Origin of the sequence: Enterobacter cloacae complex sp. IR5458 (genome assembly GCF_049238025.1) — a bacterium.
Taxonomy (GTDB): Bacteria; Pseudomonadota; Gammaproteobacteria; order Enterobacterales; family Enterobacteriaceae; genus Enterobacter; species Enterobacter kobei.
In genome coordinates this window covers 1-19684 of the sequence record NZ_JBMKIF010000036.1, presented here as the reverse complement: position 1 = coordinate 19684, position 19684 = coordinate 1, and the positions used below count along the sequence as shown (strand labels likewise).

The 19684-nt window shown below is 52.8% G+C and carries 19 protein-coding genes, 2 pseudogenes and 1 other annotated feature; of the genes and pseudogenes, 9 read left to right on the top strand and 12 right to left on the bottom strand.

The window, feature by feature from the left end; translation table 11 throughout:
- Positions 1-24: 24 nt before the first annotated feature.
- The 9 genes from hisIE to hisL all read right to left on the bottom strand — a co-directional run bounded on the left by hisIE (position 25) and on the right by hisL (position 7241).
- Complete coding sequence (gene hisIE / locus ACOTYN_RS21875; RefSeq protein ID WP_014884472.1) at positions 25-636, bottom strand: bifunctional phosphoribosyl-AMP cyclohydrolase/phosphoribosyl-ATP diphosphatase HisIE; 612 nt, start codon at positions 634-636, stop codon at positions 25-27.
- Positions 630-1406: an imidazole glycerol phosphate synthase subunit HisF gene (gene hisF / locus ACOTYN_RS21870; RefSeq protein WP_023330862.1), complete on the bottom strand. Its 777-nt coding sequence runs from the start codon at positions 1404-1406 to the stop codon at positions 630-632. The genes hisIE and hisF overlap by 7 nt, the downstream gene beginning before the upstream one ends.
- Entirely contained in the window at positions 1388-2125 is a 738-nt protein-coding gene (gene hisA, locus ACOTYN_RS21865) for a 1-(5-phosphoribosyl)-5-[(5-phosphoribosylamino)methylideneamino]imidazole-4-carboxamide isomerase (protein ID WP_252070805.1), read from the bottom strand. Before hisA ends, hisF begins: the two co-directional genes overlap by 19 nt.
- Entirely contained in the window at positions 2125-2715 is a 591-nt protein-coding gene (hisH, locus tag ACOTYN_RS21860; protein ID WP_014884470.1) for an imidazole glycerol phosphate synthase subunit HisH, read from the bottom strand. Before hisH ends, hisA begins: the two co-directional genes overlap by 1 nt.
- The gene (gene hisB, locus ACOTYN_RS21855; protein ID WP_014884469.1) at positions 2715-3782 is read right to left on the bottom strand and encodes a bifunctional histidinol-phosphatase/imidazoleglycerol-phosphate dehydratase HisB; all 1068 of its coding nucleotides are present in this window, start codon (positions 3780-3782) and stop codon (positions 2715-2717) included. The genes hisH and hisB overlap by 1 nt, the downstream gene beginning before the upstream one ends.
- Entirely contained in the window at positions 3779-4840 is a 1062-nt protein-coding gene (hisC, locus tag ACOTYN_RS21850) for a histidinol-phosphate transaminase (protein WP_014884468.1), read from the bottom strand. Before hisC ends, hisB begins: the two co-directional genes overlap by 4 nt.
- On the bottom strand, positions 4837-6141 hold the full coding sequence (hisD, locus tag ACOTYN_RS21845; RefSeq protein WP_023330858.1) for a histidinol dehydrogenase: 1305 nt from the start codon (positions 6139-6141) through the stop codon (positions 4837-4839). Before hisD ends, hisC begins: the two co-directional genes overlap by 4 nt.
- A 5-nt stretch (positions 6142-6146) precedes the next feature.
- Positions 6147-7046 (bottom strand): ATP phosphoribosyltransferase, encoded by a 900-nt coding sequence (gene hisG / locus ACOTYN_RS21840; RefSeq protein ID WP_023330857.1) that lies wholly within the window; start codon positions 7044-7046, stop codon positions 6147-6149.
- Positions 7047-7091: 45 nt separating this feature from the next.
- Positions 7092-7215: a sequence feature (His leader region), on the bottom strand.
- A complete protein-coding gene (gene hisL / locus ACOTYN_RS21835) occupies positions 7191-7241 on the bottom strand; it encodes a his operon leader peptide (protein ID WP_001364200.1) in 51 nt (16 codons plus the stop codon). It overlaps the preceding feature by 25 nt.
- Before the next feature lie 175 nt (positions 7242-7416).
- On the opposite strand from hisL, the gene ACOTYN_RS21830 reads away from it, so the two are divergent.
- The 4 genes from ACOTYN_RS21830 to ACOTYN_RS21815 all read left to right on the top strand — a co-directional run bounded on the left by ACOTYN_RS21830 (position 7417) and on the right by ACOTYN_RS21815 (position 10842).
- Entirely contained in the window at positions 7417-8241 is an 825-nt protein-coding gene (locus ACOTYN_RS21830) for an SDR family oxidoreductase (RefSeq protein ID WP_332957460.1), read from the top strand.
- A 41-nt stretch (positions 8242-8282) separates the two neighbouring features.
- Entirely contained in the window at positions 8283-9212 is a 930-nt protein-coding gene (locus ACOTYN_RS21825; protein ID WP_023330855.1) for a LysR substrate-binding domain-containing protein, read from the top strand.
- Between the two features lie 219 nt (positions 9213-9431).
- Entirely contained in the window at positions 9432-9494 is a 63-nt protein-coding gene (yoeI, locus tag ACOTYN_RS21820) for a membrane protein YoeI (protein ID WP_099458931.1), read from the top strand.
- Positions 9484-10842, top strand: coding sequence for an APC family permease (locus ACOTYN_RS21815; protein WP_014884463.1), 1359 nt, complete (start codon positions 9484-9486; stop codon positions 10840-10842). The genes yoeI and ACOTYN_RS21815 overlap by 11 nt, the downstream gene beginning before the upstream one ends.
- 128 nt (positions 10843-10970) lie before the next feature.
- Here ACOTYN_RS21815 and sbcB read toward each other — a convergent pair whose 3' ends face one another.
- The gene (gene sbcB, locus ACOTYN_RS21810; protein WP_071922072.1) at positions 10971-12395 is read right to left on the bottom strand and encodes an exodeoxyribonuclease I; all 1425 of its coding nucleotides are present in this window, start codon (positions 12393-12395) and stop codon (positions 10971-10973) included.
- A 173-nt stretch (positions 12396-12568) separates the two neighbouring features.
- On the opposite strand from sbcB, the pseudogene ACOTYN_RS21805 reads away from it, so the two are divergent.
- Positions 12569-12715 (top strand): annotated as a pseudogene (locus ACOTYN_RS21805) (hypothetical protein); the annotation flags it as partial.
- 65 nt (positions 12716-12780) lie between these two features.
- Here the strand turns inward: ACOTYN_RS21805 and ACOTYN_RS21800 are convergent.
- Both ACOTYN_RS21800 and ACOTYN_RS21795 read right to left on the bottom strand, forming a co-directional pair.
- Positions 12781-13900 (bottom strand): annotated as a pseudogene (locus tag ACOTYN_RS21800) (IS3 family transposase).
- A gap of 177 nt (positions 13901-14077) precedes the next feature.
- Positions 14078-15070: an acyltransferase family protein gene (locus ACOTYN_RS21795; protein WP_071922074.1), complete on the bottom strand. Its 993-nt coding sequence runs from the start codon at positions 15068-15070 to the stop codon at positions 14078-14080.
- A gap of 1050 nt (positions 15071-16120) precedes the next feature.
- Between ACOTYN_RS21795 and dacD the strand changes: the two genes are divergently transcribed.
- The 4 genes from dacD (at position 16121) to ACOTYN_RS21775 (ending at position 19521) form a co-directional block, all read left to right on the top strand.
- Positions 16121-17284 carry a serine-type D-Ala-D-Ala carboxypeptidase DacD gene (gene dacD / locus ACOTYN_RS21790; protein ID WP_071922075.1) on the top strand — a complete coding sequence of 388 codons (1164 nt, stop codon included), beginning with the start codon at positions 16121-16123 and terminating at the stop codon, positions 17282-17284.
- 118 nt (positions 17285-17402) lie between these two features.
- Positions 17403-17876: a DNA gyrase inhibitor SbmC gene (sbmC, locus tag ACOTYN_RS21785; RefSeq protein ID WP_014884460.1), complete on the top strand. Its 474-nt coding sequence runs from the start codon at positions 17403-17405 to the stop codon at positions 17874-17876.
- 92 nt (positions 17877-17968) lie between these two features.
- Complete coding sequence (locus tag ACOTYN_RS21780; protein WP_014884459.1) at positions 17969-19027, top strand: FUSC family protein; 1059 nt, start codon at positions 17969-17971, stop codon at positions 19025-19027.
- A 158-nt stretch (positions 19028-19185) separates the two neighbouring features.
- Entirely contained in the window at positions 19186-19521 is a 336-nt protein-coding gene (locus ACOTYN_RS21775) for a DUF496 family protein (RefSeq protein WP_008499467.1), read from the top strand.
- Positions 19522-19684: the final 163 nt, after the last annotated feature.

Sequence of the window (19684 nt, the reverse complement as noted above, 5' to 3'; positions counted from 1 at the left end):
AACCGGGGAAATTCCCCGGTTTTTTTATTTGTGGCGCTTACGAAGATTCTCGATCACCGCCGTCAAATCCAGCTCCTGATCCTGCAGCAGTACCAGCAGGTGATACATCAAATCCGATGCCTCATTGGTCAGCTCCTCGCGGTCATGCACCGTCGCAGCCAGCGCAGTCTCAACGCCTTCTTCCCCTACTTTTTGCGCAATACGCTTAGTTCCGCTGGCGTACAACTTCGCAGTGTAAGAGCTTTCAGGATCCGCCGTTTTACGCTCTGCCAGCAGCTGTTCCAGTTGATACAGGAACAGCCACTGGTGGCTCGCCTCACCGAAGCAGCTGCTGGTGCCCTTGTGGCAGGTCGGCCCGATCGGATTGGCCAGCACCAGCAGGGTGTCGTTATCGCAGTCTGGCGCCATGCTGACCACATTCAGGAAATGACCTGAGGTTTCACCTTTGGTCCACAGACGCTGTTTCGTGCGTGAGAAAAACGTCACCTTGCCGCTGTCGATCGTTTTCGCCAGCGCGTCCTGGTTCATATACCCCAGCATCAGCACTTCGCCTGAGACGGCATGCTGTACAACCACCGGCAGTAATCCGTCAGTTTTTTCCCAGTCCAGCTGCGCCTGTTGTTGCTCTGTTAACATACCCTGATCTCCACGCCCTGGTCGGCCAGGTACGTCTTTAACTCACCAATATTAATAATCTGTTTGTGGAACACGGACGCCGCCAGCGCACCGTCTACGTTCGCATCACGGAAAGCTTCCAGAAAGTGCTCCATGGTGCCCGCACCGCCGGAGGCAATCAGCGGCACGTGGCAGACCGCGCGGACTTTTTTCAGCTGCTCGAGGTCATACCCGTTACGCACGCCGTCCTGGTTCATCATGTTCAGCACAATCTCACCCGCGCCGCGCTTCTGCACTTCCTGCACCCAGTCCAGCGTTTCCCATTGGGTGACACGCGTCCGGCTCTCATCACCGGTATACTGGTTGACGTGATATTTACCGGTTGCAGCGTCATACCAGGTGTCGATCCCAACCACAATGCACTGCACGCCAAAGCGATCGGCCAGACGGGTAATCAGCTCCGGGTCGGCAAGGGCAGGGGAGTTGATGGAAATCTTGTCGGCACCAAAAGAGAGAATTTTGGCCGCGTCGTCAGCGGACTTAATCCCGCCCGCGACACAGAACGGAATATCAATCACTTCCGCCACGCGCGCGACCCAGCTTTTGTCGACCACGCGACCATCGCTTGAGGCGGTGATATCGTAAAAGACCAGCTCGTCTGCGCCTTCATCGGCATAACGTTTTGCCAGCGGAACGATGTCGCCAATAATCTCGTGGTTGCGGAACTGCACGCCTTTCACAACCTGACCGTCGCGTACGTCAAGACAAGGGATTATCCGTTTTGCCAGCATTGAATCGCCTCCGTTACAGTAAATTTACCTTCCAGCAGGGCACGGCCTACAATCACACCCTTTACACCGGTACCGCGCAGCGCAGCCACGTCGTCTATATCGCCGATGCCGCCTGAAGACTGGAACGCCACCTGCGGATAACGTGCACAAACCTCTTCATACAGCGAGACATTAGAGCCTGCCAGCGTACCGTCGCGAGAGATATCGGTGCACAGCACGTGCTTCAGGCCAACGGGCAGATACATCTCGACCAGTTCTTCCAGCGTTACCCCGGAGTTTTCCTGCCAGCCGCTGATCGCCACCTGCTTATTACCTTGTTCGTCAATGCGAACGTCCAGCGCCAGCACCAGCGCATCGGCGCCGAAGCGGCGGAACCAGCCTTTCACGGTCTCAGGATCGTTGACCGCGGTTGAGCCTACCACCACGCGCGCCACGCCTGCATCCAGCAGTGCCGCAACGTCCTCTTCCGTACGCACGCCACCGCCGACCTGTACGGGCACATTAACGCCAGCAACCAGGTTTTTCAGCAGCGGGATCTGGCGTTTCGCCGGATCTTTCGCGCCCGTCAAATCTACCAGATGCAATACCTGCGCGCCCTGAGCCGCATAATCCTGCAGACGCGGCAGCGGGTCGTTCCCGTAGTCACGCTGCTGGGCGTAATCGCCCTGATGCAGACGGACAACCGTGCCGTCAATTAAATCTAAAGCGGGAATGATCATCACATCTCCAGGAAGTTTTTCAGCAACTGCGCGCCCGCGGCGCCCGAACGTTCCGGGTGAAACTGCACGCCGAAGAAATTGTCTTTCTGCACCGCGGCAGTAAATGCCTCGCCGTAGTTGCACTGGGCGATGGTATGGGCGTTCACCGGCATGGCGTAGCTGTGCACGAAGTAAAAATACGCACCGTCTTCGATGCCGCGAAACAGACGGTCACCTGCTTTCGCGTAAACGCGGTTCCACCCCATATGCGGTAGCGGCAGGCCGTGGTCGGTCATTTTCGGTACGTCTTCGTCAATAATGCCCAGCAGGTCAACGCCGTTGCTCTCTTCGCTGCGGCGACCCAGAAGCTGCATGCCTAAGCAAATCCCCAGTACCGGTTGGGTACAGGCTTTGATCAAATCGACCAGCTCGCGCTCGTGGATCTGATCCATCGCCGCCTGGGCGGTGCCTACGCCGGGCAGGAAAAGCTTGTCGGCACGCAATACCACGTCCGGATCACGGCTCACCACCGGCTCGTAGCCGTGGCGCGCAATGGCCGATTTGACGGAGTTCAGGTTGGCGCATCCGGTGTCCAGAATCACCACGTTCATCACAGCACTCCTTTCGACGAGGGAAGGGCGTCACCTTCCACGCGGATTGCCTGACGCAGCGTACGGCCAAAGGCTTTAAACAGACTTTCCACGCGGTGGTGATCGTTTTTGCCTTTCGTTTTCAGATGCAACGTCAGGCCCATGGTGTAGGACAAGGAACGGAAGAAATGCTCCACCATTTCGGTGCTGAGATCGCCCACGCGCTGATAGGTGAAGTCGGCTTTGTATTCCAGGTGTGGACGACCGGAGATGTCCATCGCGCAGCGCGCCAGACATTCGTCCATCGGCAGAACAAAACCAAAACGGTTGATGCCGCGTTTGTCGCCGAGCGCCAGCTTCAGGGCTTCACCCAGCGCCAGACCGGTATCTTCTACGGTGTGGTGATCGTCAATGTAAAGGTCACCCTTCACCGAGATTTCCATGCGGAAGCCGCCGTGCGTGGCAATCTGGTCCAGCATATGGTCAAAGAAACCGACACCGGTGTGGATCTTGCTGCCGCCTTCACGGTCCAGCCAGACCTTCACATCAATCTGTGTCTCTTTGGTGTTGCGTTCAACGTGCGAGTAGCGGTCACGTTTTGTCAGCTGTTCGCCAATCTTTGCCCAGCTAAGATTGTTGCGGTCGTAGCGAAGCCCCGCAATGCCCATATTTTCCGCCAGCGTAATATCAGTGATGCGATCCCCGATGACATAGCTGTTGGTTTTATCCAGCATATCCTCAGCCAGATAGCGCTCAACCAGCTTCACTTTTGGCTTGCGGCAGTCGCACTCATCGGCTGGCATGTGCGGGCAAATCAGTACCTCATCGAACACTACGCCCTGAGAGGTCAACACCTGCATCATTAAATTATGGGGACCGTCAAAGTCTGCCTGCGGGAAGCTGTCGGTACCCAGACCGTCCTGGTTGGTGATCATCACCAGCTTATAACCGGCTTTTTGCAGCGTAAGCAGCACCGGTATCACGTCCGGTTCAAAAGCCAGTTTGTCGAAACGATCGACCTGAAAATCGGCTGGTGGCTCCGAAATAAGGGTGCCGTCACGATCGATGAAAAGGATCTTCTGGGTCATACTTTCTCCGCTTTCAGGGCGTCAATCACGCGCTGGCTCTCTGCGCGGGTGCCTACGGTAATGCGCAGGCAGCCGCTCAGGGAAGGTTGTTTATTCTGGTCTCGTAAGATAATGCCCTGATCCCACAAAGATTTAAATACGGCACTCGAGGCGGTAAAACGCACCAGGATGTAATTGGTTTCCGAGTCAAACACCTGCTCCACGCACGCAATATCCTTCAGGGCGGTGACCAGGTACTGGCGTTCTTCCAGGATCTGCGCCACGCGTTCGCGCATCGCATTAATGCCCTGAGGCGTCAACGCCTGGGCCGCAATATCCGCAACCGGCGTGGAGAGTGGATACGGGGCGATGACTTTCAAAAGCAGGTCGATGACCGCTTTATTCGCCAGGGTGAATCCGCAGCGCAAGCCCGCGAGGGCGAAAGCCTTTGACAGTGTGCGCAGCACAACAAGATGCGGATACTCCTCAAGCCAGCCTGTCAGCGTCGCCTGTGGGCAGAACTCAATATAGGCTTCGTCCGCCACCACCAGCGCTTTACCGCGCGTCATTTCCAGCAGGGTACGGATATCCTGTGGCGTGATAATCTGCCCGGTTGGATTGTTCGGGCTGCAGACAAACACGACTTTTACGCCGTCAAGATTGTCGGCAATCCCCTGCAGATCCAGCTGCCAGTTCTCCAGCGCCTGCACGTTGCGGCACGCCACGCCGAAGGTTTCGGCGCTGACGCTGTACATGCCGTAGGTCGGCTGGCAGTACATTACTGCGTCTTTTCCCGGCTCGCAGAACGCGCGGATCAGCAGTTCAATGCCTTCGTCTGCCCCACGGCTGACCAGCACCTGCTCCGGCTTCACGCCTGCGTACTGGGCGTAGTTTTCGATTACCGCTTTCGGCTGACACTCCGGATAACGGTTCAACGTTTGCTGCGACAGCTCAAACTGCACCGCCGTCGGGAATTCGTTGGCGTTCAGCCAGACATCGCCTTTGCCACCCAGGCGGCGCGCGGACTGATAAGGCGTCAGGCGACGGACATTTTCGCGGGCTAATTCTTCAATGTTCATGCTTGCTCCTTCAGCGCTGCAACGCGCAGCGTAACGGCATTTTTATGGGCAGTCAGACGTTCGGCGGCGGCCAGCGTCTCAATAGTTGAAGCCAGCGAGGCAAACCCTTCGCGGGAAAGTTCCTGCACGGTCATCCGTTTCTGGAAATCTGCCAGGCCCAGGCTGGAACAGGTTGAGGTATAGCCATACGTCGGCAGAACGTGGTTGGTACCAGAAGCGTAGTCGCCCGCGGATTCCGGTGACCAGTCGCCGAGGAACACCGAGCCAGCGCTGGTAATGCTGTCGACCAGATCGCGGGCGTTGCGGGTCTGAATAATCAGATGCTCCGGGCCGTACTGGTTGGAAATAGCAATGCACTGCTCCAGGTCACGCGCCACAATCAGGCGGCTGGCGGATAACGCCTGGCGTGCCGTGTCGGCACGGGGCAGGTCGGCAAGCTGACGCTCAACGGCCTCACCCACACGTTTAGCCATATCGGCGTCCGGTGTCAGCAAAATGACCTGGGAGTCCGGGCCGTGTTCAGCCTGTGAAAGCAGGTCGGACGCCACGAAATCCGGCGTTGCGCCGCTGTCGGCAATCACCAGTACCTCAGAAGGGCCGGCTGGCATATCAATTGCCGCACCGTCCAGACGCTGGCTGACCTGGCGCTTGGCTTCGGTTACATACGCGTTGCCCGGTCCAAAGATTTTGTCGACCTTCGGAATGGACTCAGTCCCGAACGCCAGGGCCGAAATGGCCTGGGCACCGCCCACTTTATAGACTGCCTGTACGCCGCACAGCTTTGCCGCATAAAGGATCTCATCGGCAATCGGTGGCGGAGAGCACAGCACCACTTTCTGGCATCCGGCGATACGCGCCGGGGTTGCGAGCATTAATACGGTTGAAAACAGCGGCGCTGAACCGCCAGGGATATAAAGCCCGACTGACGCCACCGGGCGAGTCACCTGCTGACAACGCACGCCGGGCAGGGTTTCCACGTCCACGGTCGGCAGTTTCTGCGCGACGTGAAAGGTCTCAATGTTTTTCACCGCGACGGCCATCGCCTGTTTGATGTCGTCACCGAGGCGGCTTTCCGCCTCCGCGATTTCCTGCCCGGTGACCTGTAGCGCGTCAACTTCGGTTTTATCAAACTTTGCACTGTATTCACGCAGCGCGTCATCGCCACGCGTTTTGACGCTATCAAGGATCTCCGCCACGGTGCGGGAGATGCTTTCGGAGGCGGAAATCGCCGGGCGCATCAGCAGCTCGCGCTGCTGTGCGTCGCTACAGGTATTCCAGTCGATGATTGTGTTAAAACGCATGGCCGTTACTCCATCATCTTCTCAATTGGCAGCACCAGAATGGAGCTTGCGCCCAGCGCCTTCAGTTTTTCCATGGTTTCCCAGAAGAGGGTTTCGCTACTGACCATGTGCATTGCCACGCGCTGCTGATCGCCCGCCAGCGGCAGAATGGTTGGACGTTCTGCGCCCGGCAGCAGGGCAATCACTTCATCCAGACGCTCGGTCGGCGCATGCATCATGATGTATTTTGATTCACGTGCCTGAATCACGCCCTGAATACGGGTCAGCAGTTTGTCGATGAGCTGCTGCTTGGCATCGGCCATATCGCCATCACGCTGGATCAGACACGCTTTGGAGCGGTAAATCACTTCGACCTCGCGCAGGCCGTTCGCTTCCAGCGTCGCGCCGGTAGAGACGAGGTCACAGATAGCGTCCGCCAGACCCGCACGCGGTGCCACTTCAACCGAGCCGTTCAGCAGGCAGGATTTAAACTGCACGCCTTTCTGATCCAGATAACGCTTTAACAGGTGAGGGTAGGAGGTGGCGATACGTTTGCCATTCAGCGCGGCCGGACCGTCCCAGGGTTCATCAACCGGCGTTGCCAGCGACAGGCGGCAGCCGCCAAAGTCCAGACGACGCAGGGTGAAGTAACGCGGGTCTTCGCCCTGTGCACGGCGGGTCAGCAATTCTTCTTCCAGCACGTTTTCACCGATAATCCCGAGATCAACGACGCCATCCATGACCAGGCCTGGAATATCGTCATCACGCACGCGCAAAATGTCGATCGGCATGTTTTCAGCCAGAGCAATCAGGCGCTGGGTGTGCAGGTTGATTTTAATCCCGCAGCGGGCCAGCAGTTCGCGTGAATCATCACTCAACCGACCTGATTTTTGAATAGCTATGCGTAAGCGTGAGTTATCTAACATTCTTTATTCCTCGTTAACCTGTTTTAACCTGTCTGAATTTGGTCCAAAAAAAAGCCCCCGGAAGAAGATCTTCCGGGGGCTTTATCATGCGTTCATGCACCACTGGAAGATCCAAACGTCTTCCAGCACACATCGCCTGAAAGACTAGTCAGGATGATGGTGATGATGGTGGTGTTTAAATTGAACGCGTGTCATATAAATTCTCGATGAATGCTTATTCATTTGATGTCTTTTAACCTAAACCAGTTGTGTGACAGATTGCAAGGGCTTTTTTTGATCATTAATTCATTTCATATTGATGCTATGAATTGTGTGTTCTGCCAGGCTGGCGTAGCCTTATGAAAGACGAGTGAGAGTCAGGAGAATTCGCATGAAAAAGGTCGCGATTGTCGGTTTGGGCTGGCTGGGAATGCCGCTGGCGATGTCATTAGCCGCGAAAGGCTGGCAGGTGACCGGGAGCAAAACGACGAAGGATGGGGTCGAAGCGGCACGCATGTGCGGTATTGATGGCGTCGAACTGCGTCTGGAACCGGAGCTGGTGTGTGATGCAGACGATCTGGACACGCTGATGAACGTCGATGCGCTAGTGATTACGCTACCCGCGCGGCGTAGCGGCCCGGGTGAATCATTCTATCTGCAGGCGATGCAGGAGATTGTCGACAGTGCCCTTGCGCACCATGTTCCGCGTATCATTTTTACCAGTTCGACGTCGGTCTATGGCGATGCTCCGGGCGTAATGAAAGAAGGAACTGAGCGTCGTCCTGTGACCGCGAGTGGCAAGGTCCTTAAAGAGCTGGAAGACTGGCTGCATAATTTGCCCGGCACGCAGGTGGATATCGTCCGTCTGGCGGGGCTGGTCGGCCCCGGTCGGCATCCGGGACGCTTTTTTGCCGGGAAATCGGCGCCGGACGGGCAGCATGTCGTCAATCTTGTTCATCTTGAGGATGTTATTGGCGCGATTGAGCTACTCTTAAAAGCTCCAAAAGGTGGACACATCTATAATATATGTGCACCTTCTCATCCTTCGCGCAGCACGTTTTACCCGCTGATGGCGCGTCAGCTTGGCCCGGCTCCGCCGGTTTTTGCTGAGGCAAAGGACGAAAGCAAAGGCAAAATTGTTGATGGCAATCGCATTTGTCATGAGCTGGGGTTTGAGTATCAATATCCCGATCCGCTGGTGATGCCCATGGAATAAGTCCCGCAGCGGAAACGATCGCACACCGGAAGGGGGCGAGCATGAAACCGCTGCTGGATGTTCTTATTATTCTGGATGCACTGGAAAAAGAGGGGAGCTTTGCGGCTGCTTCAGCAAAGCTCTATAAAACCCCTTCGGCATTGAGTTACACCGTTCAAAAACTGGAAAGCGATCTTAATATCCAAATCCTCGATCGCACCGGACATCGCGCGCGTTTTACCCGTACCGGACAGATGCTGCTGGAAAAAGGCCGCGAAGTCCTGCACACCGTTCGTGAACTGGAAAAACAGGCCGTCAAGCTCCACCAGGGATGGGAGAACGAGCTGGTCATTGGCGTGGATGATACCTTTCCGTTCTCTCTTTTGACCCCGCTGATCGAAGCGTTTTATCAACATCACAGCGTCACCCGGCTTATCTTCATCAACGGTGTGCTTGGCGGCTCCTGGGATGCCTTAACGCAGGGCAGGGCAGATATTTTTGTCGGGGCATTGCATGAGCCTCCCCAGCTGAGTGAATTTGGCTTTGCCCGACTTGGCGTGCTGGAGCAGGTGTTCGCCGTGGCGCCCCATCATCCGCTGGCTCAGGAGCCAGAGCCCCTTAACCGTCGCGTGATTAAAGGCTATCGCGCCATCGTGGTGGGGGATAGCGCTCGCCCGGAATGTTCGGTTTCCTCGCAACTGCTTGATGAGCAGGAAGCCATCACGGTTTTTGATTTTAAAACTAAGCTGGAACTGCAAATTAGTGGACTCGGCTGCGGCTACTTACCGCGCTATCTGGCGCAGCGGTTTATTGATAGCGGTGCGCTTGTTGAAAAACAGGTACTTGCTCAAAGCAGTAACGAATCGGTATGGATGGGCTGGAATGAACAAACCGCCGGGCTTGCGAGCGCCTGGTGGCGGGATGAAATTTTAGCAAATAGTGCTATCGCGGCAATTTACTCTCAGCCCGGCGTCCAGAAATCAGCCAGTTAGCAGAAAGAAAACGGCCCGGTGCGTTGCAAAGTATTGCCTTTTGTATCCGATGTGGGGCAAAATGCCGCCGCTGCAACCAAATGAATAATCGACGATATAAAAGGCGTCGGTTATTTTTTTTTGCATGTACGAAACGAAACTAAAAACCAAGAGGCCGGGCTTCGTACCGGATAGATATTTACTAAAATCCGACAGTTGTTGTCGCTGAGGAAGAAAGAAATGGGGCAATTTTTCGCTTACGTGGCGGTTATCACCGTAAAGGAGAATAACTATGTCGCATAACGCAACTCCAAACACCTCTCGCGTGGAATTACGTAAAACGCTTACGTTGATTCCGGTTGTTATGATGGGCCTTGCCTATATGCAACCGATGACGCTGTTCGATACATTCGGTATCGTATCGGGCCTCACCAACGGTCACGTTGCGACGGCGTACGCCTTTGCACTGGTCGCGATCCTCTTTACCGCGCTGAGCTACGGAAAACTGGTCCGCCGTTTCCCGTCAGCAGGCTCTGCGTACACCTATGCTCAGAAATCCATTAGCCCGGCAGTTGGCTTTATGGTGGGCTGGTCATCTCTGCTGGACTACCTGTTCATGCCGATGATCAACATTCTGCTGGCAAAAATTTACTTTGAAGCGCTGGTGCCTTCCGTGCCGTCGTGGATCTTTGTTGTCGCGCTGGTGGCCTTTATGACCATTTCTAACCTGCGCAGCATCAAGACCGTGGCAAACTTCAACACCCTGATTGTTATTCTGCAGATGGGCATCGTGGCAGTTATCGTCGGCCTGATCATCTACGGTGTTTCTCACGGTGAAGGTGCGGGCACGCTGACCAGCACGCGTCCATTCTGGTCTGAAGGCGCACATGTTGTGCCGATGATTACCGGTGCGACGATTCTGTGCTTCTCGTTCCTGGGCTTTGACGGTATCTCTTCTCTGTCAGAAGAGACCAAAGATGCTGAGCGCGTGATCCCGAAAGCGATTTTCCTGACGGCGCTGATTGGCGGCCTGATCTTCATCGGTGCCTCCTACTTCCTGCAGCTGTACTTCCCGGATATCTCTCGCTTTAAAGATCCGGATGCGTCGCAGCCTGAAATCATGCTTTATGTTGCGGGTAAAACGTTCCAGTGGGGCGTGCTGATTTTCTCCAGCGTGACCGTACTGGCATCCGGTATGGCGGCACACGCAGGCGTTTCTCGTCTGATGTATGTTATGGGCCGTGACGGCGTGTTCCCGACTCGCTTCTTCGGTTATGTGCATCCAAAATGGCGTACTCCGGCGTGGAACGTGCTGTTGGTTGGCGCGATTGCGCTGATGGCGATTAAATTCGACCTGGTGACTGCAACTGCGCTGATTAACTTCGGTGCGCTGGTGGCGTTCACCTTCGTTAACCTCTCCGTGATTTCGCAGTTCTGGATCCGTGAGAAGCGCAACAAAACGCTGAAAGACCACTTCAACTATCTGGTGCTGCCAGTGTGTGGTGCGCTGACGGTGGGGGCGCTGTGGATTAACCTGGAAGAGAGCTCTATGATTCTGGGGCTGATCTGGGGCGGTATCGGCCTGGTTTACCTGGCCTGCGTAACGAAGAGCTTCCGTAACCCGGTTCCTCAGTACGAAGACGTTGCGTGATGACTCGCCGGGTGGCGCTAGCGCTTACCCGGCCTACAAAACAACACTCCTGTAGGCCCGCGTAAGCGAAGCGCCACCGGGCAAAAAAAAGCGGAGACAATCGTCTCCGCTTTTTTTATGTCTGATTTTCAGACTATCTCTTGCGCGTACTGGAACAGCGCTTTCAGCAGCGCCTGTTTCTCTGCATTCCCTTCGTACTGACCGTAAAGCATCTCCAGCTCCTGGGCGTAGTGGTGCAGATACTCTGGCGTAAACACGTTACGACGATGCTGCAGCCAGCGCTCCTGCTCTGTTTCATCCAGCGTGCCGGGGTAGTTACGTGCGCGGTAATTAAACATCAGCTTTTCGATGCGTTTATCGGCGAAAGTGATGTCCAGCGCCGGCAGGTTCCGCGGCTCGGTTTGCAGGACAATATTCATCGCTGCACGGTCGGCATCGCTGAAGAAGCCGTTGTAGAGCTGTGCATCGACGTTTTCCGACGGCACAAACGGCTCCGCTTCGGCGAAGATCGCGACCACTTTCTCGCGTACCTGCGGATTTTCGCGCAGCACTTTCAGGTTATCCAGGCAGTGCTGACGGTTAATGCCCAGCCTGTCAGCATCCTCCGGGCGCAGCGTATTCGCCTGCGCCAGTACCGGACATTTATTGATATGCACCAGTTTGACCGGCACCGCGGGCAGGTCACCAAGCTCATTTTTCGGGGTGTAGAGCCGTTCGCGCAGGGTATCGCTGTCAAGTTCCAGCAGCGGCGAAATATCGCCCGCTAAATCCACCATGATAACGGCGTTACGGTTGTCCGGATGCCACGCCAGCGGTGCCACCCAGCTTGTATTGCCGCGCCAGGCACCGAACATACCGGAGATATGCACCAGGGGTTTCATCTGCGGCACGTCGATAAGGGTCATGAGCTTCTGCTTGCTGCGATGGCTCAGCAAATACTCAAACAGCCGGGGCTGCGCGGCTTTCACCAGCTTCGCCATGGCAATAGTGGCATAGACGTCCGCCATTGCGTCGTGGGCATTGCTGTGCTCAATGCCATTAGCGCGCGTCAGGTGTTCCAGGCGGAAGCTCGTCAGACCTTCCTCATTTTCCGGCCAGTTGATGCCTTCAGGACGCAGGGCATAACAGGCGCGCATGATATCCAGCAGATCCCAGCGCGAGTTGCGGTTCTGCCAGCTCCAGGCGTACGGATCGTAGAAGTTGCGATAGAAAACGTTGCGGGTCACTTCGTCATCGAAACGGATGTTGTTGTAACCGACCACGCAGGTATTGGGGACGGTAAACAGATCGTGGATGCGGCGGGCGAATTCCGCCTCGTTCACCCCTTTCTCCCGTGCTTCCTGAGGGGTGATCCCGGTGACCATGACCGCGCCTGGCTGCGGCAGGTAATCATCAGCAGGTTTGCAGTAAAAGACCTCAGGCTCGCCAATGATGTTGAATTCGTCGTCGGTACGGATGGCGGCAAATTGCGCCGGTCGGTCCAGCGCCGGGTGCGTGCCAAAGGTTTCGTAATCGTGAAATAGGAAGGTAGGTTGTTTATCTGAGTGAGACATTATCTTACGTTATCCACATTAATTAACTTTTTGTTATCATTCGAAACAGCCCTCATTCAGCTGAGTTTGACCACGAACGTTTAATATAGTTACTAACTGTGTCTTGATGTAATGTGATATTGCGTACCAGAAGTGAGCTGAACCACTATTTCTGAGCGTACCAAAAATTACTTATAGCTATCAGCGACACAAAACTCCAAGCCATTTATGGTAAACCATATTCGGGCTCATAAGAAGTAGTTGGTGTCGACGGCCTTAGCGCGCGCATTTATACGAAGGGCGTGATCCAGTTTTCGTTCAGGTATCTATGGCATCGTAAATCTCTTTGACTTGGCATTGGCCATTAACATATTCATCAGATTTCACGACTGACCTGCCCCCAGGATTAGATACAACCTTCAGTTAGTAATGTCGGCTGGTTTTTATATTTCCTGTTTCGCCAGTCCGTTGCGAATTCAGCTGGTGTCTTGTAATCCTGCGATGAATGGGGACGGTACTCGTTATAATCCTGCCGCCAGTCATTAATCGTTTTCCGGGCAGAAGAATTTCGCTGAACCAGTGTTCATTCAGACACTCATCGCGAAAGCGTCCGTTAAAACCCTCAATAAATCCGTTCTGCGTTGGCTTACCTTGGCTGGATAAGCTGTAGTTCCAAACCATGCTCAAAGGCCCATTGATCGAGCGCGCGGCAGGTAAATTCCGGGTCCTGATCGGTTCTTATTGTCGCCGGATAGCCCCTAAACAGCGCGATGCTGTCCAGAATACGCGTGACCTGAACGCCTGAAATACCGAAAGCAGCGGTGATCGTCAGACACTCGTTCGTGAAATCATCCACACAGGTCAGGCGCTTGATCCTCCGACCATTTGCCAGTGCGTCCATAACGAAATCCATCGACCATGTCAGATTCGACGCATCCGGGCGCAGAAGCGGAAACCGTTCGGTTGCCAGTCCTTTACGGCGTCATCTGCGTTTTACGCTTAGTCCATTAAGGTGGTAAATACGGTATATCCGCTTGTGATTGACATGAAGGCCTTCCCGAAGCAGTTGCTGCCAGATGCGCCGATAACCAAAACGTCGGCGTTCAAGCGCCAGTTCAGTGATACGCCCTGATAAATGTGCATCAGAAGATGGTCGCTGAGCATCATAACGGCAGGTCGACAGAGACAGACCTGTAAGCCTGCAGGCACTACGTTGCGACAGACCAGTCGCATCACACATCAACACCACGGCTTCCCGCTTCTGGCCTATCGTCAGTACTTTCGCCCCAGAGCCACCTGAAGCGCCTCCTATCCAGCATGGCTTCGGCAAGCAGCTTCTTGAACCTGGCGCCTCAAGCGGCTTTAGGCGCTTAACCTCGGGCACCTCCATACCGCCTACTTCTTACGCCAGGTGTAAAAGGTGGCGTCGGAAATAACGTGCTTACGTCAGAGCTCACGGGCCGAAGACCCGGCTTCAGCCTCGCGGAGGATACTGATGATCTGTTCGTCGGAAAGCGCTTCTTCATGGGGATGTCCCCATGTGGTTTATGAAGACATTACTAGCATCGCGGTGTATTAATCAACCGGGAGCAGGTCAGAACAGCAGTAAGAATTGTTAGAGTAGAATCCGGAAGGCAACAATAGCCCCCTTACAGGGGGCATTCTAAAAAGCCACATTATACGAAGGATTTTTTTATGAGTATCTAGTGTTTTATTTTTCTGTAAATCTTTATGGTTGTGAAGTAGGCAATGAATAAACACAACAATGTGTATGCTACGGTGTCTATTGAATTATATAGATAAATTTTTAACCCAAACATTTTAAAGAATGAATAAATGAATGTTTTAAGCATTTGCTCGGTGCCACAAAGCACTAATGTTGATTGTCCTATTAATATTATTTGTTTTATTTTTATTCGCTTGGCGATGATAATATTTGGGACAAACATCATGACCGTAACAATAAAAGATGCAAAAATTATTAAATATTCATTGTTAAAACCACTATAAACTGAGCTAGCTCCGTAGAAATAAACATAAATAAATAATGCGATCGACAATAAGCAAACTATGTACGTAATTGCTTTCGCTGTCAAATTTCTTGTGTATTCTTTATGGCCTTTAATATAATCGGAAAAATATGCACCTAAAGCATAATAGACGACATATCTTAATGCGCTATCGACATTAAAAAACACACTGGGCTGAAAACCTATCTTCATAATTGATGAGGCAAAGAATATAATAATGCATAGCATGAATACTATGTGTTTATTCTTTAAGATTAGTTGCATAAATGAATGCATTAATATCATGACAAATAAGCATGGGAGGAACCAAAGGGAAGCGGCAAAAATTTGGTTGCGGATGCCTGGTAGTATCTGCTTGGCAAGTTCTTTTACATGAGCAAAGTCATAGTTGTGGTATAATGAAAAGAAAATTAAAGATATAATAGAAAATGCGAAGTATGGGATTAATATTCTTTTGAAAGACTTGGTTGCTATATTGCTTAAGTCCGATAGCGAAGCGCATTGTTTAACAAATATACCGGAAATAAAGAAAAATAACGGTACGTGAAATGAAAAAACAAACGGATATAACTGTTTGGCGTTATCGCCAAAGTGACCTAAGTAAATCCAAAATATAGCTATTGCCTTTAAAGAATCAATCCATTCCAAACGAGAGTTAGCATTCATGAAATTACCTAGGTTATATCTTTTAAAATTTAATGGTTTCACATGATAGCACAAAGTAATATATTGGGCATCAACAAAACGAAAAATGCATGATTCGTGTCTAATATTTGACTATGTCTAGTACGGTGCGGTGGTTGGGGGGGGCTGAAAAACAAGTGAATGCTTTTTACGTTTTTGCTGCTAACTTTTTTAAAGCAAGCTAACGTTAATTATCCACTCCAACCAATGCTAATGAGTAACACTTTCGCTAAATTTCATGTTGGTCGAAATCTCCGATGCGAGCTGTGTTGATACACAGTGCTTATCGTAAGTAAGTTATGCGGTTGCCTAGCCCTGCTGCTGATTACGTTGAAAGACGTCTGCCTATCAATGAGATGCTCATCCATAAACCTATCACAACCTACTACATGCTAACGGGTGAGATTATCAACCAGTGTGACATCTTGAAAGATACGTTGCTGGTCATCGATTCGTCGCTTAAACCATGTGATGGCTCCCTGCTTATCTGTGACTATGAAAATGAGTTAAAAGTAAAAAAGGTATCGCACCTTTCCACAGCTTCATCTTTAACATTTCTTGAATGGCCGGAAGTAAAAGTCATCGGGTGAATATGAGGGGATAAGCGGAGCGTTACCAATAATCGGTGTAATCACCTACATCATTAAAGATGAGCGCAAGGGCGAGTTAGATGACTGCCCTGTGGTGTGAAAATTATCATGGATACCAAATTCCGTACCAAGTAAAATTCATAAATCAAGAATTCCTTGATCGTTGCTGCTCTCAGCTTTGTTGCGCGTAATCGTGGAACAAAAAAGTGGGGCGTGCGGCAGAGTCAGACACCAGTAATACCATCCTGTTAAAAAATGACGCCACTATGGTAAACGATCGTGCGGGTCAGACCGAATAAAAAGCACCGCCGTGGTGCAAATTTGCGAGACAGATTCAGCGTGAAACCTGCGTTCTGTCACATTTTTTTGCAATTAAGCCAGGTAACGACATCAGAACTCCCGTAAAAAGGTCATCGATTTTTAATGACCTGAGGATATACCGTTGAAACGCCGTCTGTTTATTGCTGTTTCTTTACTCGCTTCGAGTATCTCATCTGCTTCGGCCGAACCGCTGGATTTTTCCCCGCAGCCTCCGGCCATTCAGGCGGGCTCGTGGGTGCTGATGGATTACACGACTGGTCAGATCTTAACGGCGGGCAACGAACATCAACAACGTAATCCGGCGAGCCTTACTAAGCTGATGACGGGTTATGTGGTTGATCGGGCCATTGATAGCCATCGCATTACGCCGGATGACATTGTCACCGTAGGCCGTGACGCATGGGCCAAAGGGAACCCGGTTTTTGACGGATCATCCCTGATGTTCCTGAAAGAGGGCGATCGCGTCTCCGTGCGGGACTTAAGCCGCGGGCTGATTGTGGATTCCGGCAACGACGCCTGCGTGGCGCTGGCCGATCACGTAGCGGGTGGGCAGCCGCAGTTTGTGAAGATGATGAACGACTATGTGCAGAAGCTGAACCTGCGCGATACGCACTTTGAAACCGTCCATGGGCTTGATGCGCCGGGTCAACACAGCTCGGCCTATGACCTGGCCGTTCTCTCCCGGGCTATCATTCACGGCGAGCCTGAGTTTTACCATATGTACAGCGAAAAGAGCCTCACCTGGAACGGGATCACCCAGCAAAACCGTAACGGCCTGCTGTGGGATAAAACCATGAACGTGGATGGCCTCAAAACGGGGCACACTTCTGGCGCGGGCTTTAACCTGATTGCTTCCGCCGTTGACGGTCAGCGCCGTTTAATCGCGGTGGTGATGGGGGCGGACAGCCCGAAAGGGCGCGAAGACCAGGCCCGGAAACTGCTGCACTGGGGTCAGCAGAATTTCGATACGGTGCAGATTCTGCACAGCGGTAAAAAAGTAGGGACAGAACGTATCTGGTACGGTGATAAAGAACAGGTAAATCTGGGTACGGATCAGGACTTCTGGCTGGCTTTACCGAAAGCGGAAGTGGCGAACATTAAGGCGAAATACGTTCTGGATAAAAAAGAGCTGGAAGCGCCGATTGCCGCACATCAGCGGGTTGGGGAGATCCAGCTCTATGACCGCGACAAAGTGGTGGCACACTGGCCGCTGGTCACCCTGGAACGTGTTGATAAGGGTGGGATTTTCTCTCGCCTCAGTGATTACCTGCACCAAAAAATCTAACCTTTCTGAGCAGACTGGCAGGGTTGCGAGTCTGCTCACATAATAAACACTCCTCGTTTGCCGATAATATTGTTCCTGTTTTATAGTGTATAAATATACAGTAATAAGCGGAGGCAGTATGGACTACAGCATCAAGCAGCAACAGAAGCGTAAGATTGCGGGTTTTCATCTTGTTGGGCCGTGGGAAAAAACGGTTAAGCAGGGATTTGAACAGCTGGTCATGTGGGTGGACGGACGTCACATTGAGCCGCTGGAGTGGGTGGCGGTCTACTACGATAATCCTGATGAGGTCCCGGCGGAAAAACTGCGCTGTGATACGGCCGTTACGGTACCGGAGGATTTTGTTATCCCGGATAACAGCGAAGGCGTCATGATGACGGAAATCGCGGCGGGTGATTATGCCGTGGCCACGGCGCGTGTGGAAAACTACGACTTTGCGACACCGTGGTATCAGTTCTTCAATTCCCTGTTGCAGGACAATAAATATCAGATGGCGCTCAAACCCTGCTTCGAACGCTATCTCAATGATGGCAACGCGGACGGTTACTGGGATATCGAAATGTTTATCGCGGTAGAGCACAAAACGGCTTAAGCCTGCTAAATGAAGGGTTTTTCAGCCGGGTGTGATCCGCCCGGCTGAAAACACAGTACAATTGTGATTTGCCGTGTAGCTGGAGAGCGGGTGTGCGTCCCGACAAATCATTAACGCCGTTTGAAATTCGTCTATACAAACATTACCGCGTGGTGCATGGGTGCCGCATTGCGCTGGCGTTCGTATTGACCTTTATACTGGTCCGACTGCTGGATGTTCCGGAGGGGACGTGGCCGCTGATCACGCTGGTGGTGGTGATGGGGCCTATCTCATTTTGGGGGAACGTTGTTCCTCGCGCCTTCGAGCGGATCGGCGGTACCGTTCTTGGCTCTGCGCTGGGGCTTATTGCCCTGAAGCTGGAGCTTATCTCATTTCCGGTCATGCTGGCATGGTGCGGTGCGGCCATGTTCCTCTGCGGCTGGCTGGCGTTGGGCAAACGCCCCTATCAGGCGCTGCTGATTGGTATCACCCTTGCGGTGGTGGTTGGCGCACCGGCCGGGGATATGACTACGGCGCTCTGGCGAAGCGGGGATGTCATCCTGGGCTCGCTGCTTGCCATGCTGTTTACCGGCATCTGGCCGCAGCGTGCTTTTTTGCACTGGCGTATCCAGATGGCCAGCTATGTCACCGCGTTTAACCGCGTTTACCAGGCCGGTTTCTCCCCCAATCTGGTTGAGCGCCCCCGGCTGGAAAAGCATCTGCAAACCATCCTTAATGACGTGGTCAAAATGCGCGGCCTGATTACCCCCGCGAGCAAAGAGACCCATATTCAGAAAGCGATTTTCGAGGCTATTCAGACCGTAAGCCGCAATCTGGTCTGCATGCTTGAGCTGCAGATTAACGCGCACTGGGCTTCTCGCCCAAGCCATCTGCTGATGCTCAACGCACATACGCTGAAAGAGACACAGCAGATGACGCAGCAAACCCTGTTGACCATCGCTCATGCGCTCTATGAAGGCAACCCGCAGCCGATACTGGCGAACAGCGAGCGTCTGAATGACATTGTGGCGGAGCTGAAAACGCTTATCAGCGAGCGGCAGGGTGATAACGTGGCGGAAACGCCCATTCATGGCTATGTCTGGTTGAGCCTGGAACTGGCCCGGCAGCTTGAACTGTTATCGCACCTCATTTGCCGGGCGCTGCGCAAATAAAACGCGGATGTGACGCCTGCTGCTTCGATTCAGCAGCAATTGGGGTTATGATAGCTTTAAACGATATAGTCATTGTCATTCGCAGCCGCTGTCAGTAAGGTTATTGATACAACGGTTGCTTTAACGAATCCGAATCTCACATTATCAGGGGTGTAAAAATGGAAACTACCAAGCCTTCGTTCCAGGATGTTCTGGAATTCGTCCGCCTGTTCCGCCGCAAAAACAAACTGCAGCGTGAAATCCAGGACGTTGAGAAGAAGATCCGTGACAACCAGAAACGTGTCCTGCTGCTCGACAACCTGAGCGACTACATCAAGCCAGGCATGAGCGTTGAAGCTATTCAGGGCATCATCGCCAGCATGAAGAGCGACTATGAAGACCGCGTGGATGACTACATCATCAAAAATGCTGAGCTGTCTAAAGAGCGTCGCGATATCTCTAAAAAGCTGAAAGTGATGGGCGAAATCAAAAACGGCGAAGCAAAAAGCGAGTAATCGCAATGAATGGTGAAAAAGGCTCTCTGGTGACAGAGAGCCTTTTTTATTTTAGTAGGTCGGGTAAGGCGCAAGCCGCCACCCGACAATTTTATCAGGCACAGAAAAGCAAAAAGCCTGCTTTAAAAGCAGGCTTTTTAAATTTGGCTCCTCTGACTGGACT

Coding starts and splice junctions, on each gene's coding strand:
- hisIE (WP_014884472.1), bottom strand. CDS start 636: ATGTTAACAGAGCAACAACAGGCGCAGCTGGACTGGGAAAAAACTGAC.
- hisF (WP_023330862.1), bottom strand. CDS start 1,406: ATGCTGGCAAAACGGATAATCCCTTGTCTTGACGTACGCGACGGTCAG.
- hisA (WP_252070805.1), bottom strand. CDS start 2,125: ATGATCATTCCCGCTTTAGATTTAATTGACGGCACGGTTGTCCGTCTG.
- hisH (WP_014884470.1), bottom strand. CDS start 2,715: ATGAACGTGGTGATTCTGGACACCGGATGCGCCAACCTGAACTCCGTC.
- hisB (WP_014884469.1), bottom strand. CDS start 3,782: ATGACCCAGAAGATCCTTTTCATCGATCGTGACGGCACCCTTATTTCG.
- hisC (WP_014884468.1), bottom strand. CDS start 4,840: ATGAACATTGAAGAATTAGCCCGCGAAAATGTCCGTCGCCTGACGCCT.
- hisD (WP_023330858.1), bottom strand. CDS start 6,141: ATGCGTTTTAACACAATCATCGACTGGAATACCTGTAGCGACGCACAG.
- hisG (WP_023330857.1), bottom strand. CDS start 7,046: ATGTTAGATAACTCACGCTTACGCATAGCTATTCAAAAATCAGGTCGG.
- ACOTYN_RS21830 (WP_332957460.1), top strand. CDS start 7,417: ATGAAAAAGGTCGCGATTGTCGGTTTGGGCTGGCTGGGAATGCCGCTG.
- ACOTYN_RS21825 (WP_023330855.1), top strand. CDS start 8,283: ATGAAACCGCTGCTGGATGTTCTTATTATTCTGGATGCACTGGAAAAA.
- ACOTYN_RS21815 (WP_014884463.1), top strand. CDS start 9,484: ATGTCGCATAACGCAACTCCAAACACCTCTCGCGTGGAATTACGTAAA.
- sbcB (WP_071922072.1), bottom strand. CDS start 12,395: ATGTCTCACTCAGATAAACAACCTACCTTCCTATTTCACGATTACGAA.
- ACOTYN_RS21795 (WP_071922074.1), bottom strand. CDS start 15,070: ATGAATGCTAACTCTCGTTTGGAATGGATTGATTCTTTAAAGGCAATA.
- sbmC (WP_014884460.1), top strand. CDS start 17,403: ATGGACTACAGCATCAAGCAGCAACAGAAGCGTAAGATTGCGGGTTTT.
- ACOTYN_RS21775 (WP_008499467.1), top strand. CDS start 19,186: ATGGAAACTACCAAGCCTTCGTTCCAGGATGTTCTGGAATTCGTCCGC.